At 58.7% G+C, this 15624-nt stretch carries 14 protein-coding genes; 8 read left to right on the top strand and 6 right to left on the bottom strand.

Annotated elements, in window-relative coordinates:
- Positions 1-4: 4 nt before the first annotated feature.
- The gene (hemH, locus tag RIFP1SYM_RS03660; RefSeq protein WP_005959772.1) at positions 5-1057 is read left to right on the top strand and encodes a ferrochelatase; all 1053 of its coding nucleotides are present in this window, start codon (positions 5-7) and stop codon (positions 1055-1057) included.
- Positions 1057-1446 carry a gamma-butyrobetaine hydroxylase family protein gene (locus RIFP1SYM_RS03655; RefSeq protein ID WP_005959771.1) on the top strand — a complete coding sequence of 130 codons (390 nt, stop codon included), beginning with the start codon at positions 1057-1059 and terminating at the stop codon, positions 1444-1446. The genes hemH and RIFP1SYM_RS03655 overlap by 1 nt, the downstream gene beginning before the upstream one ends.
- Here the strand turns inward: RIFP1SYM_RS03655 and RIFP1SYM_RS03650 are convergent.
- The gene (locus RIFP1SYM_RS03650) at positions 1443-3767 is read right to left on the bottom strand and encodes a putative bifunctional diguanylate cyclase/phosphodiesterase (protein ID WP_139042051.1); all 2325 of its coding nucleotides are present in this window, start codon (positions 3765-3767) and stop codon (positions 1443-1445) included. The genes RIFP1SYM_RS03655 and RIFP1SYM_RS03650 overlap by 4 nt on opposite strands.
- Positions 3768-4616: 849 nt before the next feature.
- Positions 4617-5837: an argininosuccinate synthase gene (locus RIFP1SYM_RS03640; RefSeq protein WP_005959766.1), complete on the bottom strand. Its 1221-nt coding sequence runs from the start codon at positions 5835-5837 to the stop codon at positions 4617-4619.
- Positions 5838-6063: 226 nt separating this feature from the next.
- Here RIFP1SYM_RS03640 and RIFP1SYM_RS03635 point away from each other — a divergent pair, with 226 nt between their 5' ends.
- From RIFP1SYM_RS03635 to RIFP1SYM_RS03615, 5 genes are read left to right on the top strand one after another with little or no spacing between them, the layout of a single operon-like run.
- Positions 6064-8853: a sensor domain-containing protein gene (locus RIFP1SYM_RS03635; RefSeq protein ID WP_005959765.1), complete on the top strand. Its 2790-nt coding sequence runs from the start codon at positions 6064-6066 to the stop codon at positions 8851-8853.
- On the top strand, positions 8850-10118 hold the full coding sequence (locus RIFP1SYM_RS03630; RefSeq protein WP_005959764.1) for an urea ABC transporter substrate-binding protein: 1269 nt from the start codon (positions 8850-8852) through the stop codon (positions 10116-10118). The genes RIFP1SYM_RS03635 and RIFP1SYM_RS03630 overlap by 4 nt, the downstream gene beginning before the upstream one ends.
- Positions 10115-12448: a PAS domain-containing sensor histidine kinase gene (locus tag RIFP1SYM_RS03625; protein WP_240992007.1), complete on the top strand. Its 2334-nt coding sequence runs from the start codon at positions 10115-10117 to the stop codon at positions 12446-12448. The genes RIFP1SYM_RS03630 and RIFP1SYM_RS03625 overlap by 4 nt, the downstream gene beginning before the upstream one ends.
- A gap of 51 nt (positions 12449-12499) precedes the next feature.
- On the top strand, positions 12500-12886 hold the full coding sequence (locus tag RIFP1SYM_RS03620; RefSeq protein ID WP_005959762.1) for a response regulator: 387 nt from the start codon (positions 12500-12502) through the stop codon (positions 12884-12886).
- Positions 12887-12898: 12 nt separating this feature from the next.
- A complete protein-coding gene (locus tag RIFP1SYM_RS03615; RefSeq protein WP_005959761.1) occupies positions 12899-13198 on the top strand; it encodes a circadian clock KaiB family protein in 300 nt (99 codons plus the stop codon).
- On the opposite strand, the gene RIFP1SYM_RS03610 is transcribed toward RIFP1SYM_RS03615, so the two are convergent.
- Genes RIFP1SYM_RS03610 through RIFP1SYM_RS03595 form a run of 4 tightly spaced genes read right to left on the bottom strand, consistent with a single transcriptional unit; the run spans position 13195 to position 14755 of the window.
- Complete coding sequence (locus tag RIFP1SYM_RS03610; protein WP_005959760.1) at positions 13195-13698, bottom strand: DUF3106 domain-containing protein; 504 nt, start codon at positions 13696-13698, stop codon at positions 13195-13197. The genes RIFP1SYM_RS03615 and RIFP1SYM_RS03610 overlap by 4 nt on opposite strands.
- Positions 13691-13888, bottom strand: coding sequence for a hypothetical protein (locus RIFP1SYM_RS03605; protein ID WP_006474765.1), 198 nt, complete (start codon positions 13886-13888; stop codon positions 13691-13693). The genes RIFP1SYM_RS03610 and RIFP1SYM_RS03605 overlap by 8 nt, the downstream gene beginning before the upstream one ends.
- On the bottom strand, positions 13875-14225 hold the full coding sequence (locus RIFP1SYM_RS03600) for a hypothetical protein (RefSeq protein WP_005959759.1): 351 nt from the start codon (positions 14223-14225) through the stop codon (positions 13875-13877). The genes RIFP1SYM_RS03605 and RIFP1SYM_RS03600 overlap by 14 nt, the downstream gene beginning before the upstream one ends.
- Entirely contained in the window at positions 14222-14755 is a 534-nt protein-coding gene (locus RIFP1SYM_RS03595) for an RNA polymerase sigma factor (protein WP_005959758.1), read from the bottom strand. The genes RIFP1SYM_RS03600 and RIFP1SYM_RS03595 overlap by 4 nt, the downstream gene beginning before the upstream one ends.
- 247 nt (positions 14756-15002) lie before the next feature.
- Between RIFP1SYM_RS03595 and RIFP1SYM_RS03590 the strand changes: the two genes are divergently transcribed.
- Positions 15003-15329 carry a hypothetical protein gene (locus tag RIFP1SYM_RS03590; RefSeq protein ID WP_139042050.1) on the top strand — a complete coding sequence of 109 codons (327 nt, stop codon included), beginning with the start codon at positions 15003-15005 and terminating at the stop codon, positions 15327-15329.
- Positions 15330-15624: the final 295 nt, after the last annotated feature.

Raw genomic sequence — 15624 nt, 5'->3', positions numbered from 1 at the left:
TGTCATGAAATACAAAGACCAATCAGACCAACCCCTCGATGGGGCAGGCCGTCTTGGTGTGCTGCTGGTCAACCTAGGCACTCCCGACGCCCCTACTACCGCCAGCGTGCGCCGCTATCTGGCCGAGTTCCTCAGCGACCCGCGGGTGGTAGAGCTACCCCGGCTGCTGTGGATGCTGATCCTGCACGGCATCATCCTGCGCACCCGGCCAAAACACTCCGCCGCCGCCTATCGCGGCGTCTGGGGTGAGCAGGGCTCACCGCTGATGGAGATCTCACGGCAACAGGAGAGCGCCCTGCGCAGTCGGCTGCAGCAGCGCCTCAACGGTCAGGTCGAACTGGAGCTGGCGATGCGCTACGGCAACCCATCCATCGCCAGCGCACTGGAGAGACTACGCAAAAAGAACCTGCAGCGCCTGCTGGTGCTGCCGCTCTACCCGCAATATTCAGCCACCACCACCGCCTCGACTTTCGATGCCGTGACCAGCGAACTACAGCACTGGCGCCGCCTGCCGGAGCTGCGTTTCATCAACCGCTACTGGAATCAGGCCGACTACATTCAGCTGCTGGCCGACAACATCCGCCACTTTCGCCAGGCCAAGGGGGAACCGCAGCGGCTGCTCTTCTCCTTCCACGGCATCCCCCAGAGCTATGCCGACCAGGGCGACCCCTACCCCAGCGAGTGTCTGCAGACCGCCCGCCGCACCGCCGAGGCTCTCGGACTGGATGAGGATGAGTGGGCACTAAGCTTCCAGTCCCGCTTCGGTCGTCAGGAGTGGATCAAACCCTATACCGATGTCACCCTGAAAGCCTGGGGGACAGAACGACTGCAGCGGGTGCATGTGGTCAGCCCCGGCTTCTCCGCCGACTGCCTGGAGACTCTGGAGGAGCTGGGTGAAGAGAACCGACACTATTTTCAACAGGCCGGCGGCGGCGAATACGCCTACATCCCCGCCCTCAACGAGCATCCCGACCATATCGGAATGCTCGCCAATCTAGTCTGCCGCCACCTACGCGGCTGGCCTGAGGCCGAACAGAATCGAGGAGAGAAAGACTGATGGAAAAACACTATCGCCCCACCGAGATCAAGCTGCATCAGGCATCACGCTTTCTCGATATCGCGTTTGATGACGGCCGCCACTTCTCCCTGCCCTGCGAATACCTGCGCGTCTACTCCCCCTCGGCGGAGACCCGCGGCCACACTCCAGAGCAGGCAAAACTGGAGACTGGAAAAGAGATGGTGACTATTCTCGACCTGAAACCGGTCGGCAACTACGCAGTGAAGATTATCTTCGATGATGGTCACGACTCCGGCCTCTACGACTGGAAATATCTCTACAATTTGGGGAAGTTCCACGATGAATTATGGCAGGCCTATCTCGACAAGCTGGCGGCGATTGGCTATCAACGCAAGGAGCCGGAACTCCCGCCGCCGCGTCAAGCCTAAACTAGTTCGACAGAGGCATCGACGGGCACTTCACGTTGCTGGGCCAGATAGTCGCGAAAGTTGTCAGCAGAGAGGGGTTTGCTCAGCAGAAAACCCTGCACGATATCCACCTCACGCTGGCGCAGAAACTCCAGCTGCTCATCACACTCCACGCCCTCGGCCACCACCTCGATATTCAGCCCATGGGCCATCGCCACGATGGCCGTAACCAGGGATTGATCATTCTGGTCGGTATGCAGTTCACGAATGAAGCTCTGGTCGATCTTCAGGGTGTGGATCGGAAAGCGTTTGAGATAGCTAAGAGATGAGTAACCGGTACCAAAATCATCCAGTGACAATTTCACTCCAAGATCCAGTAATTGCTGAAACAGTCCCATCAGGTTGCTTGACTCTGCCATCAGCAGACTCTCGGTGATCTCCAGCTCCAGGTACTCTGGCGGCAAACAACTCTTCTCCAACGACTCCTTCACTTTCTCCACCAGTCCACCATCCTGAAACTGGGGCGATGAGACATTCACCGCCACCCGCAGCGGTCGCCCCAACGTCTGCGGCCAGCGTGCCGCCTCCATACAAGCTTGCTCCAGCACCCAGTTACCGAGCGGTAAAATCAGGCCGGAATTCTCCGCCACCGGGATGAATTCACCGGGAGAAACTTGGCCTAACACTTGGTTGTTCCAACGCAGCAGTGCCTCCGCACCCAACAGTATTCCGCTGCTGGTATCCAACTGTGGCTGAAAATGGATCTCAAGTTCATCCAGCTCCAAGGCTTTGCGTAATTTCGATTCGATCAGCAGATGGCGCGCCGCCATCTCCTTCATCTCACGGGAGAAAAACTGAAAATTGTTCTTGCCCTGCGCCTTGGCGTTATACATCGCGGTATCCGCATGCTGCAGTAGCTTCTCGGCCGTATTGCCATCATCAGGAAAGAAGCTGATACCAATGCTGGCAGTCACATACAGCTCACGATTGTCCAACAAAAAGGGGGGAGTGATGGTATCAATAATCTTATGTGCAACCTTTTCCACACAGCTCAGCTCAACCACATCGGGGATCAGGATGATGAATTCATCACCACCGATCCGCGCCGCTGTATCACTGGTACGTAGCACCTGGTTGAGCCGTTCTGCCACCATCTGCAAAAGCTGATCACCGGTCTTGTGCCCCAGGGTGTCATTAATGGTTTTAAAGTTGTCCAGGTCGAGAAACATCAATGCCAGCTTGGTATTGTTGTTCAGGCAGCGTTCAAATGCCTGACTTGCACGAGTCAACGCCAGCACCTTGTTGGGCAAGCCAGTCAGCTGATCATAGTTGGCCTGATAGCGCAGTTTCTCTTCGTAGTGGAACCGTTCCGACATATCGAGCATGGTCACCAAGCAGATCGGCGGGTCTTCCGATGTCACTACCTGCAGACGCATCTCCACCGGATAGAGAGTGCCGTCACGTCGGCGATTGTCGCCACGGAATGCAACCGCACCCTGATCGGCCTCTGAGCTGGATTCAACAAGCCCAAGAAAAACCGCCTGATCGATCCCCGGATGGACATCAGAGAGGCTCAGCTGCAACAGCTCTTGCTCGCTATAACCCAGGTTACGCGAAGCCCCCGCGTTGCTCTGCAAGATATCGAGTGTGTTCAGATCAACCAGATAGATCTCCGAAGAGAAATCCTGCAGGATTCGCGTCAGGCGGTTATCGAGGCGTTTTTTCTCACACTCCAACTGCTGCATCAGCTCTCGGTTTTCGTAACGAAGATGGAGCGAAGTTTTGATCGATCCGTTGAACCGTTTGGCGGCCCGCAAGAGAAAGATCAACATCGAAAAGGTCAATACGCTGATGGCGATATGCAGTCGATCGGCATAGATAGCAGAGTTGACTGTCACCGGTAACAGAGTGGTGCAGGCATACGCAGCATAAGAGGGAAAATCAGCCGCGAGGACCGTCAACGCACCGGCAGCGAGGCCGGCCAACACCAACACGGTAAACACCTGCAGCGCAATGGAGTTACTGGGGAAAAAGACCAGTCCGGCAGCGCCCCAGACCAGTCCTGTGGATACAGCACCAATAAAAAATCTGCGCCCCCACTTGCGCAGATCACTATTCATCGGGGCTTTTCTGGCAAACCTCAGCCCCAACCAGAAACGCCCGATCAGCACCAGAAGCTGCACAAGAATCCAGCTGGTGAGGATCGAGTGTGCTGCTACGTCATATTGAATGGACGCCAATACCAAAATTACCATCAGGGTAACCAGAATACTCTGGTTGAGATTGGCATAGAGGATATTCAGCCGGTCCGCATAACAATCTATTTTAAATTGGTTTTCCATAACATAACTTTTCGGAAGAAGAATCCAAGAATGTTTATTGGACTTAGGCTGACGGCACTCCACCAGATCACCCCGTCTACCCGACCCTATCGGCCGGTTAAACACAATCTGGAATTTCGATAGACACAAGAAAAAATGGATTACTGTTTACACTCAGTAAAGCTCCACCTCATCACGCTCAGGCGTCGCTGCCACAGTCTTCGCCTTGTCGGCTATCAGAAACTATGAAACCAGGCCCTCCAACGGCTTGGCCAGCAACATAAACTCCTTGCCCGAAGCCGCTACCTGCACCGAAGAGCTGGCCGTCTCTTGCGCTAGATCACACAACCCCGTCCGCCCGCACCACTCCAGGCCGCCTCAATAGCGACATTCAGGACCTGCAGTTTGGCCTGTTCAGCGATACCATTGATTAGTTTGATCACCTCACCAAGGCCGCCTGCTCTTGCGCAGAGACATCAGCGATTATTCCTCAGCCGCCTAGGGGATACGCTGCAGACCCTTCCTGATGCGCTCAAAATATTTGTCACTGCCACGCAACACATAGTTTTTGAAGTTGTGGATGCCCACCTCATAACCAAGTGCCGGGCACATTTCCAATAGTAGCTTGTGGCGTTTTGCCACATACTCGCGATAAATTTTTGTTTTATGCGCATCCGGAAAGCTTTTCCCCAGCACAAATGCAGTCTTCCGGATTGCAAACATGCAACTCAAAAGCTTTAGCGACTATAGCGAACCCTTAAGCTTACAGCCGCAGACACCAATCACTACGCAAAAAAAGGCCCGAACCGCCAAGCGGCCGGGCCTCTACCATCAAGCTGGGGGGAATGACTAGGGTTGCTTAGGGCTTCCCTAGGCTTTTTTCGACGCCGCCACCCGCAGCCGCAGGGCGTTGAGTTTGATGAAGCCCTCGGCATCCTTCTGATCGTAGGCACCAGCATCATCTTCGAAGGTGGCAATCGACTCATCAAACAGGCTGTTGGTGTCCGACTTGCGACCAGCAACGTAGACGTTGCCCTTGTAGAGCTTGAGACGCACCACACCGTTGACCACCTGCTGGGTGTTATCGATGGCCGCCTGCAGCATCTCGCGCTCGGGAGCGAACCAGTAGCCGTTGTAGATCAGCTTGGCGTAGCGCGGCATCAGCTCGTCCTTCATGTGGGCCGCCTCGCGATCCAGGGTGAGGGACTCCATCGCCCGATGAGCCTTCAGCAGGATGGTGCCGCCGGGAGTCTCGTAGCAACCGCGGGACTTCATGCCGACATAGCGGTTCTCAACGATGTCAGCACGGCCGATGCCGTTGGCACCGCCCAGCTTGTTGAGGCTCTCGAGCACCGTTGCCGGGCTCATCGCCTCGCCGTTGATGGCGACCACATCGCCCTGCTCGAAGGTCAGCTCGATGTAAGTCGGATCATCCGGCGCTTGCTCGGGAGAGACCGACCAGCGCCACATATCCTCGCCGGGCTCGGTCCAGGGGTCTTCCAGGTCGTAACCCTCATAGGAGATGTGCAGCAGGTTGGCGTCCATCGAGTAGGGGGACTTCTTACCCTCTCGCTTCTGCTCCACCGAAATGCCATGCTCCTCGGCGTATCTCATCAGCTTCTCGCGGGAGAGCAGATCCCACTCACGCCAGGGGGCGATGATCTTGACGTCTGGCATCAGCGCGTAGGCGCCCAGCTCAAAGCGGACCTGGTCGTTGCCCTTGCCGGTGGCGCCGTGGGAGATAGCATCGGCACCGGTCTCTCTGGCGATCTCTACCAACCGCTTGGCGATCAGCGGGCGGGCGATGGAGGTGCCGAGCAGGTACTCGCCCTCATAGATGGCGTTGGCACGGAACATCGGAAAGACAAAGTCGCGCACGAACTCCTCGCGCAGATCCTCGATGTAGATCTCCTTGATACCGGCGGCCTCCGCCTTAGCGCGGGCCGGCTCGACCTCCTCGCCCTGGCCGATATCGGCAGTGAAGGTTACCACCTCGCACTGATACTCATCCTGCAGCCATTTAACGATGATGGAGGTATCCAGACCGCCCGAGTAGGCCAGTACAACTTTCTTCACGCCGTCTTTGGACATCGCGTTGCATCTCCCAATGGTGAAAACTACGGGGATCTCCCGAAAAACGGCGCAGTATAACCGATTTTCAGTGGCCTTGAATCGACGTCAGCGCCACCTGTCAGAGAAGACATCAACTACACTCGGGACAACAGCGGACCAAACAGCACTCTCACCCACTTCTGAATCCAGATTCAACTATCCAGCGCAACCGCTGAAATAGGAACAGAAGCCCCGAGCCGATGCAATGACACCACCCACACAAGAGTGTACCTCGAGCCACGACGCCCCTTTTCTCGATTTTCAGCGGCTGTTCGAACAGGCCCCGCTACCCTATCAGTCACTGGATGGCAAAGGAAACGTCCTGGCAGTCAACCAGGCCTGGCTCAACACACTGGGTTATCAGCGAGATGAGGTGGTCGGGCGCTGGTTCGGTGATTTTCTGCACGCTGACGACAGCACACTGTTCAGAACCCACTTCGCCAAATTCAAGCAGAACGGTCAGACCCACCAGACAGAGCTCCGCATACGCCACAAGGACGGTAGTGAACGACTGGTCGCCTTCGAGGGACGCATCGCCAGCAACCCACAGGGGCAGCTGCAGAGCTACTGCATCTTCACCGACATCACCAAGCAGCACGCGATACTGCAGGCCCTGCAGGAGAGCCAGCAACGCTTCCAGCACTTCATGGACCTGATCCCAGCGCAGGCCTTCATTCGTGATGCGCAGGGACGCTATCTCTATGGCAACCGCGCCTGGCAGGCGCAGTTCGAGCTGCCGCTGGAGCAGCTGCTAGGCATGACCGACCGCGACCTCTACCCCCTGCCCACCGCTATCGAATTCGAACGCACCGACCGCCAGGCGATGCAACAGAACGAACCACTCAGAACCGAACAGCTCGGCATTGGCGCTGACCACCAGCCCCACGCCTGGCGGGTCTGCAAGTTTCCGATCCAGGGGCAGGATGGAAATGGCTGCCTAGGCGGTCTGCTATTCGACATCACTGCCGAGAAGGAGTCGGCAGTACGCCTGCAGCTGTTCCGCGACCTGCTCGACCAGAGCATGGAGGCGATCCTGGTCCTCGCCTATGAAGATGGCCGGCTGATCGATGTCAACGTGCGTACCTGCCACTACACCGGTCACAGTAATGAACAGATACTCACGCTGCGGCTGCCGCAGATCTCCACCTATATCAGTGACTGGGACCAGTTCCGCGAGCAGATCACCCATGCAGGCTCGCTCTACTTCCTCGACCGCCTGCGCTGCCGCGACGGCAACCTGCTTGATGTCGAAGTCTACGCCACCCAGGTGGACCTAGATCAGAGCCGTTACATCATCGCCACCGCTCGCGACATCACCGAGCGCAAAGCCACCGACGAGAAGCTGCGCCAGGCCGCCGCCGTGTTCGAGAGCACCGCCGAAGGGGTCATGATCTGCGACCCGCAGGACCGCATCGTGGCGGTCAACCGCGCCTTCACCGAGATCACCGGCTACAGCCTCGAGGAGATGGTGGGTCAGAAGCCATCGATCCTCTCTTCCGGACTGCACGACAACGAGTTCTTTCAGCAGATCCGTTCCGCGCTGCACAACAGCGGCCGCTGGCAGGGCGAGATCTGGAACCGCCGCATGAATGGCGAATCCTTCCCCGAGTGGCTCACCATCTCTGAAGTCCGCGACCCCAACGGCGAGTTGACCCACTATGTCTCGGTCTTCTCCGATATCACCACCGTCAAGCAGGCACAGCAGAAACTCGAACACCTGGCGCAACACGACCCGCTCACCGGCCTACCCAACCGGCTGCTGATCGACGAAATGCTGGAACACACCATCGGCGGGGCGCGGCGCGAGGATAAGCGCAGCGCGGTGATGTTCCTCGACCTAGACGGCTTCAAGACCATCAACGACAGCCTCGGCCACCGCGTCGGCGACCGGGTGCTGCAGAAGGTGGCAGATCGCCTGCGGCGGGCACTACGCGGCCCCGACATGGTGGCACGGCTCGGAGGTGACGAGTTCCTGGTGGTAATCGAACGCCTCGACCAGCAGGCAGATGTGGCGATCATCGCAGAGAAGCTGCTGGCGCAGTTCCGCGAGGCGTTCCCGGTGGAGGGACGTGAGCTGTTTATCACAGCCAGTATTGGCATCAGCCTGTTTCCCGGAGACGGCGCCACTGCCGCTGATCTGATCCAGCACGCCGACAGCGCCATGTACCGCGCAAAGGAGAGCGGCCGCAACGCCTACCAGTTCTACGAGACCGCACTCACCACCAACGCCCAACGCCACCTCGACACCGCCTCGCAACTGCGCCATGCGATTGCCCGGAAGCAGTTTGTGGTCCACTACCAACCCCAGTTCGATCTGCTGAGCGGCGCCCTCAGCGGCATGGAGGCACTGGTGCGCTGGCAGCAGACCGATAGCCGACTGGTCGGGCCAGGAGAGTTCATCACAATCGCCGAGCAGAGCGGCCTAATCGGCGAGATCGGCGCCCAGGTGATGCAGCAGGCCTGCCATCAGGCAGCCCGCTGGCTCAAGGCCGGCGCCCGCTTTGAACGCATCGCGATCAACCTCTCGGCGATCCAGATCACCCGCGGCAATCTCCAGCTCCAGGTCAAACAGTGTCTGCAGCGGACCGGCCTGCCACCAGAAAACCTCGAGCTGGAGATCACCGAGAGCCTGTTCATCGATGCGTCGGAAGCAATCCTGGAACAGATCAACGCCCTGCGTGCGCTGGGCATCACCTTCTCCATCGACGACTTCGGCACCGGCTACTCCTCGCTGGCCTACCTCAAACGCCTGCCGGTGGAGCGGCTTAAAATCGACCAGTCGTTTATCCACGACATCCCCGGCGACCCGGGTAACGCCGCGATTGCCTCAGCGGTGATCGGCATCGGCCAGAGTCTGGGATTGCGGGTCATCGCCGAGGGGATAGAAACCGAACAGCAACGGCTGTTTCTGCTCCAGCACAACTGCCCCTACGGCCAGGGCTACCTGCTGGGCCGCCCCGTTCCAACAGAGCACTTTGCTAAGCAGTTTCTATGAAACGCTACGCCACCCTGCTCAGCCTGCTGCTGTCGAGCGCGACAGCACTCGGGCTCTGGTATCTCTACACTGACCAACGCCCGTTTCAGGAGCCGATCCGCATTGGCATCCTGCACTCCTTCACTGGCACCATGACTCTCAGCGAACGTCCGGTGGCGGATGCAATGAAATTGGCGGTGGAGGAGATCAACGCCGCTGGTGGTCTGCTCGGCCGACCGCTGGAGGCGATCGAGGCGGATGGCCGCTCTGACTGGCCTACCTTCGCCCGCGAGGCAGAGCGGTTGATCACCCAGGAGCAGGTCGCCGCCCTGTTTGGCTGCTGGAACTCCGGCTGCCGCAAACGGGTCAAGGCGGTGGTGGAACGCCACAACCATCTGCTCTTCTACCCGGTACAGTATGAGGGGCTGGAGCAATCACCCAACATCATCTACCTGGGCGCAGCACCCAACCAGCAGATCATCCCGGCGGTCAAATGGGCGCTCGACAACCTCGGCCAGCGGCTCTTCCTAGTGGGATCTGACTCTATCTTTCCCCACACCGCCAACGCCATTATCCGCGACCTGAGCAGCGCGCTCGGTGGCGAGATCGTCGGCGAATACTATCTGCCACTGGGAGGGCACCAGGTCGATAAACTGGTGGAGGAAATCAGCAAGACCCGCCCAAATGTGATCCTCAACACCATCACTGGCGACAGCAATATCAGCTTCTTCCGCGCCCTGCGCCGCGCTGGCATCAGCACCGAACAGATCCCCACCCTCTCCTTCAGCATCGACGAGAATATGCTGGAGTTCATCGGCCTGCCGCAGGTGGCCGGCGACTACGCCGCCTGGAACTACTTTGAGAGCATCGAAAACGGGGCGAATCAGGCCTTCATCGAGCGCTTCCGCAAACGCTACAGCGCCGGGCGGCGCATCACCGATCCGATGGAAGCCGGCTATCTGGCGGTGCAGCTATGGGCCGCGGCGGTCAGGGAGGCGCATACCGCCAATGTAGAGGTGGTGCGCTCAATGATCCTCAACCAGGCATTCGACGCCCCCAGCGGCATGGTCTACGTCGATCCGATCAGCCGCCACCTCTGGAAGACGCCGCGCATCGGCCGAATCAACAGCGAGGGTGATTTCGATATCGTCTGGAGCGCCGGCCGCCCCAGTCAACCCAACCCCTATCCGCTGTCGCGCAACCGCGCCGAGTGGAACCGCTTTCTGGATCAGTTGCAGCGGCGCTGGCAGGGCAACTGGCAGGCCCCCAAGGCGACCACCCCATGAAGCGCCGCTGGCCGCTGTCCCGGGGTCTCTACCCCCGTCTCCTCACGACAGTGCTGGCGGTGGCGCTATTGCCACTGCTGCTGATCACTGTGCTCGGTTTCACCACTGCCCGAGAGACACTTTACCGCCAGACCTTCGACGATCTCACTGCCGCCGCCGAAGCCAGGGCCGCCCTCATCAACCGCTTCTTCCTGGAGCGCAAGCAGGACATCTCAATCCTCGCCAGCAGTCCCCTGGTGGCCGAGTCGATCGCCCGACTGGAACCGATCTTTCACGATTCCGGCATCGGCTCGCCTGACTACCAGCAGGCCACAGCACGGATCCAGCCCTATCTGTACACCCTCAAAGAGAACTCGGGCGACGACGCTCTGTTCCTCATCGCCGCCGATGGCGACATCATCCTGACTCTGGCTGGCGAGGATACTCTGGGCACCAATCTGCTCAACGGCCCCTACCGGGAAAGCGAGCTGGCCGCAGCCTTCAAGCGCGCCTTCACCCTGCTCGACGTGGCCTTCTCCGACTTCAAATACTATGCCCCCTCCAACCGCCCGGCCTCTTTCATCGCCGCTCCAGTCTACGACGTCCACCGGTTTATCGGCGTGGTCGCCATCCAGATCAATGCGGATTCGATCTACACATTCAGCCGTGACACTCGCGGGCTGGGTGAGAGCGGCGAAATTGTGCTCGCGCAACGCAGCACGGATGCAGCAACCATCCTGGCACCGCTCAAGTTCGCCCCGGACGCTGCGTTTAAGATGCAGATCGCTTTTGACTCAAAGGCAGGCATGCCGATCCAGAAGGCGGTTCAGGGAGAACGGGGTGCTGCGCTTTCGGTCGACTATCGCGACGAGCCGATCCTCGCGGTCTGGCGCTACCTTCCCTATCCGAACTGGGGACTGGTGGCGAAGATTGATGCCCGCGAGGCGTTTGCCCCAATCCGGCAGCTGCAGCGCTGGACCATCGCAATTCTGATCACGCTGGTGCTGGCAGTGGTGTTTGCGGCGATGCGTCTCGCACACAGCATCACTGGACCGATCCAGCAGCTAGCACGCGGGGCCGAGCGCATCGGCAGTGGCGATCTGGAACATCGCCTGGCCACCGATGCACAAGATGAAGTGGGCGAGATGTCGCGCAGTTTCGACACCATGGTGACCAATCTGAAGGCGCTCACCGCCGCCCAGGTAGAGACAGAGGCGCGGCGTCAGGAGTCTGAACGGGCACGGGCCGAGTGGCACCGGGTGTTCGACACCATTCGCTCACCCCTGTTTCTGCATGACCAGGCGGGACGGGTGGTGCGCGCCAATCGGGCCTATGTGGTGGAGGCTAAGGCAGAGCACGATCGGGTGCTGGGCAAACTCTACTGGGAACTCTTTCCAAAAGGCGACGGCCCACTGCCCGACTGTGCGGCCGGTGGCTCAGACCCCAAGCCAAGCACAGTCGACCAGCACCGGGAGGAACTCACCCTGGCAGATGGGCGCACCTTCCTCTCCCACTCCATGTCTGCTGGCAGTGGCCCCCAAGGTGAACCGCTCTATGTCCATTGGATGTATGAGATCACCGAACTGCGCAACACTGAGGCGGCCCTCGAGGCGAGCAACTATGAGTTGAACAGCGCCTTGGCGGAGCTCCACCGCACCCAGTCGGCGCTAGTGCAGACCGAAAAGCTCTCCGCCCTCGGCACCCTCGCCGCCGGCGTCGCCCATGAGATCAACAACCCCTTGATGGCATTGGTTAACTATGTGCAGTACGCCTGCAGGCACACCGAACACGCCAGATCAGCAGAGATCCTCGGCAAGGCGGAGGATGAACTGCACCGTATCAAGACTATCGTGCAGAACATGCTGATCTTCGCACACCCCAGCGACGGAGGGAGTCAGGCGGTTAATCTGATCGAGACCCTGCAACAAACCCTGGCCCTGATCAGCGCCGACCTTCATCATCACCAGATTACCGTCAAGATCGATTTTCCTGAGGCCCTGCCTGCTGTCGATGCCCGTAAAAACGCGATCCAGCAGGTGCTACTCAACCTGCTGATCAATGCCCGCGACGCCATTGACGAGAGTGACAAACGCGAGATTCTGGTCGAATCCAGCGTCGAGGAGAGGCAGGTCTGCCTGGCAATCAGCGACAGCGGGCCAGGCATCGCAACGGAGGTGGCAGAGCGGCTGTTCGATCCCTTTGTCACCACCAAGCCGGCGGGCAAGGGCACCGGCCTGGGTCTGTCGGTCTCACGCAGCATCATCGAAGGCTTTGGTGGAACCCTGCAGGCTGAAAACAACACCACCGGGGGCGCCTGTTTCCACATCTGCCTACCAAAGTGGAACCATTGATGCGGCAAAAAACTATACTTATGAGACAAATCCAACAGGAAGAGAGAAGCGGTGAGCAAACAGATCCTGATCATTGACGATGATGCAGCAGTGCGCGAAGCCTTCGAGCTGGCCCTGGAAGAGACCGGCTATGAGGTTAGCAGCGCCGCTGGCGGCGCCGCAGGTATCGACCAGGTCAAACAGCGGGTGCCTGACTTCATCTTTCTCGACCTGAAGATGCCCGGCATGGACGGTGTCGAGACCCTGCGCCGAATCCGCCAGGGCATGGCGCCAGATATCCCTATCTACATCGTCACCGCCTTCATGCCGGAATTTCTGCAGGAGCTCGCCGCCGCCGCCAAAGAGGGGCTGCAATTCGGGCTGGGGCAGAAGCCCCTCAGTGGAGAGCAGATCCGCCTGATCGTCCAGGGTGTACTGGAACAGGCCCAGAGCTACTGAGCCGGAGCCCCCATGAGCACGCATTATCTGTTGAAACTCTATGTCGCCAATGGCGACCCGGTGGTCGAGAAACTCGCCAGGGCCTTAAGTCATGCACTGGAGAAGTCCGAACTGGTGCAGTTTGACCTGCAGGTGACTGACATCCTCAAAGACGTACAAAAGGCCGTTGCCGACGGAGTGTTCGCCACCCCTACGCTGATCAGAGAGCTGCCGGCTCCCACCCAACGCCTGATCGGTGATCTGAGTGATCCCCACCACATCCTTCTGCTGCTGGGGCTGATTCAACAGGATTCACCGGGCCACAACGATTAAGGGAGGCTGCGCTTGATGCGCCGCTTGAAGGCTTTGCGCTGCTCTGGTGACATCCGCTGCACACGCTCCTGCAACCGCTTCTTGCGCTCCGGGGGGAGCTTGTTCCAGCGTTCACGCAGCTTCTTGCGCTTATCCGCTGGCAGCGCCTGGAACTGCCTGAAACTCTTCCGCAGGGCCTTCTTCTTCTCCGCAGGCAGTGCCCTGAAACGCTTGAGTTTCTGACGGATCTTTTTACGTTTTTCTGGGGAGAGATTTTGCCAACGCTTGAGACGTTTTTTGGCCCGCTTACGCTGTTCCGGTGTCATCTTCTGCCAGCGCTCAATGCCACGCAGCAGGTTTTCCCGACGCTTTTCTGGCAGAGCATCCCATTCGGACTGCAACGAGCCAAGCGCCTTTTGTTGCTCACCACTCAGCGCATCCCAACTCGGAGCCGCTGCCAGCGGAGCGGCACCACAACTCAAACAGAACAGCAGTGACAGAATCGTGCGTCGATTAATCATGGTCGTCTCTCACTGATACCGGAGCCATCTCTTCAATCTCATCTTCGATCATGTTGCGCTCCTCATCGTCGTAGCTGCCGAGAAACTCCAGCAACTCTAGCGCCGGCATCTCCTCCGCTCTGAGCGGTGTGACGATCAGCCAGCACGCCAGCACACAGACAATTTCAAGCTGCCACTCAACCCGTGCCACGTTCACTCTCCAGCCAGAGATAGAATTCCAGCTCACTGGAGAGCTCCAAATCCTCACTGCTGAGCAACTCCAGGTCATCCAGCAGCAACCCCTCATCAACAGCCACCGGTGTACCAACCCAAAGGTAGAGCACCAGCAGCGTGACCGAGGCGGTGGCCATGACTCCACCCAGCAGCGGGCTCTGCCACCAGACACGGGGTTGCGGCAGTGTCTCCAGGGCTGTGTGACGCATCTGCCGCAAACGCTCACGGGTGTCGCTGTCGAGCTGCTCCACGCCTTCATCAAGACGACGCTGCAATAACTGAATCAGCGCTTGTTCATCACTCTGTTTGTTCATCGATACACCTCCAGGCTCCCCCGCAAGGCCGCCAGCGCACGCGAATAGTGAGTCTTAACACTGCCCGCGGAACAGCCCATGGCATCGGCCGTGGCGGCAGTATCTAGCCCCTCCCAGGCGCGTAGCATAAACGCCTGTTGCTGGCGCAACGGCAGTCGTCTGAGCGCCAGCTCCAGGGTCTCGGCCAGCGCCTCCCGCTGCAACCCCCGCTCCGGCTGCTCACTGCGTGGGTCAGGCAGACTCTCCAGGGGCTCGCCCGCCACATCCTCCTCGTTGCCTATCTTCAGCCAGGTAAAGACCTTCTGGCGCACACTGCGACGGCGCTGCCAATCGCGGATCTGATTCTGCAGGATGCGGTGGAAGAGCGGCGCCCACTGCGCCTCGGGCCGGTCCGAATATTTCCGCACCAGCGCCAGCATCGCATCCTGCACGATGTCCAGAGCCTCTTCACGATTCCCTGTGGCGATTTCACTCATACGATAGGCGCGTCGTTCGACGCCCCCCAGAAACCGCTCCATTTCGGCGCGCATGGACCGTTAGGCTCCTCTTCTCTCTCGACATCCATTCTTCCCACATTCACCAGCGGGGATAGTGCCGGCACCATACTCCAACTGAACGAGCAACGGCTAGTGCTCCATCCCAAGGCATCTCTACCTCTAATAACGCGCCATTCATTCCACGGTTGACATGGGATGCCCCCTGAAAAAAACCTCAATACCCTGTCAACCTTTCAGTACATGCTGCGTTATCTGGAGTGAACCGTTACAGGAGTTATCCATGTGCAGAAAAATCCTCACCATCACTCTGTTAGGCTTGCTCAGCATCCTACCAGCAGCAGGGGCATCAGCCCCGCCACTCCACCAGCTTGATCCTGAAGCACGGAAGAACCTGTTTGAGCGATTCAAGGCGACCGAATCAGAGAGCCACCTGGAGCGGATAAAGATCCTGGAGAGCGCCGAGCAATGCATTCAACAGGCAGCAGATCGCCACGCCTATCGCGCCTGCGAGCAAACGGAAGGCGAGGCCAGAAAAGCCCTGCGCCAGCACATCAAAGCAGAACGACTGGAATTGCGCGAAGAGTTGGCAAGACTGCGTCAGCAGTAAGCTGGCAACAGGACGGATTGCACCTATCCGTAAAAAGGCACCAATCAATAGTGTCATTGACTCCGGGTAACATCCGGCGACTTTTATACTTGGAAGAGGCGACCAGCCAGCATTTGTTCCATTAAGGATGCTGTGCCCCTTAAGGAGCCTCTAATCAAGTCATGAACTCGTATTTTGGCAGCAAGATGTAGGTCCATGACTTGTTCAGAGGCTTCCTAGTCTATGCTCTCAGCCAGATTGATTCATTTGTAGATGTCACGAAAGAGATGTAAGTGTATCTACCAACTCGGAACCA

It is taken from the genome of endosymbiont of Riftia pachyptila (vent Ph05), from assembly GCF_000224455.1.
Taxonomy (GTDB): Bacteria; Pseudomonadota; Gammaproteobacteria; order Chromatiales; family Chromatiaceae; genus Endoriftia; species Endoriftia persephonae.
The sequence above is the reverse complement of the archived record's forward strand: the minus strand, read 5'-3'. Positions and strand labels throughout refer to the sequence as shown.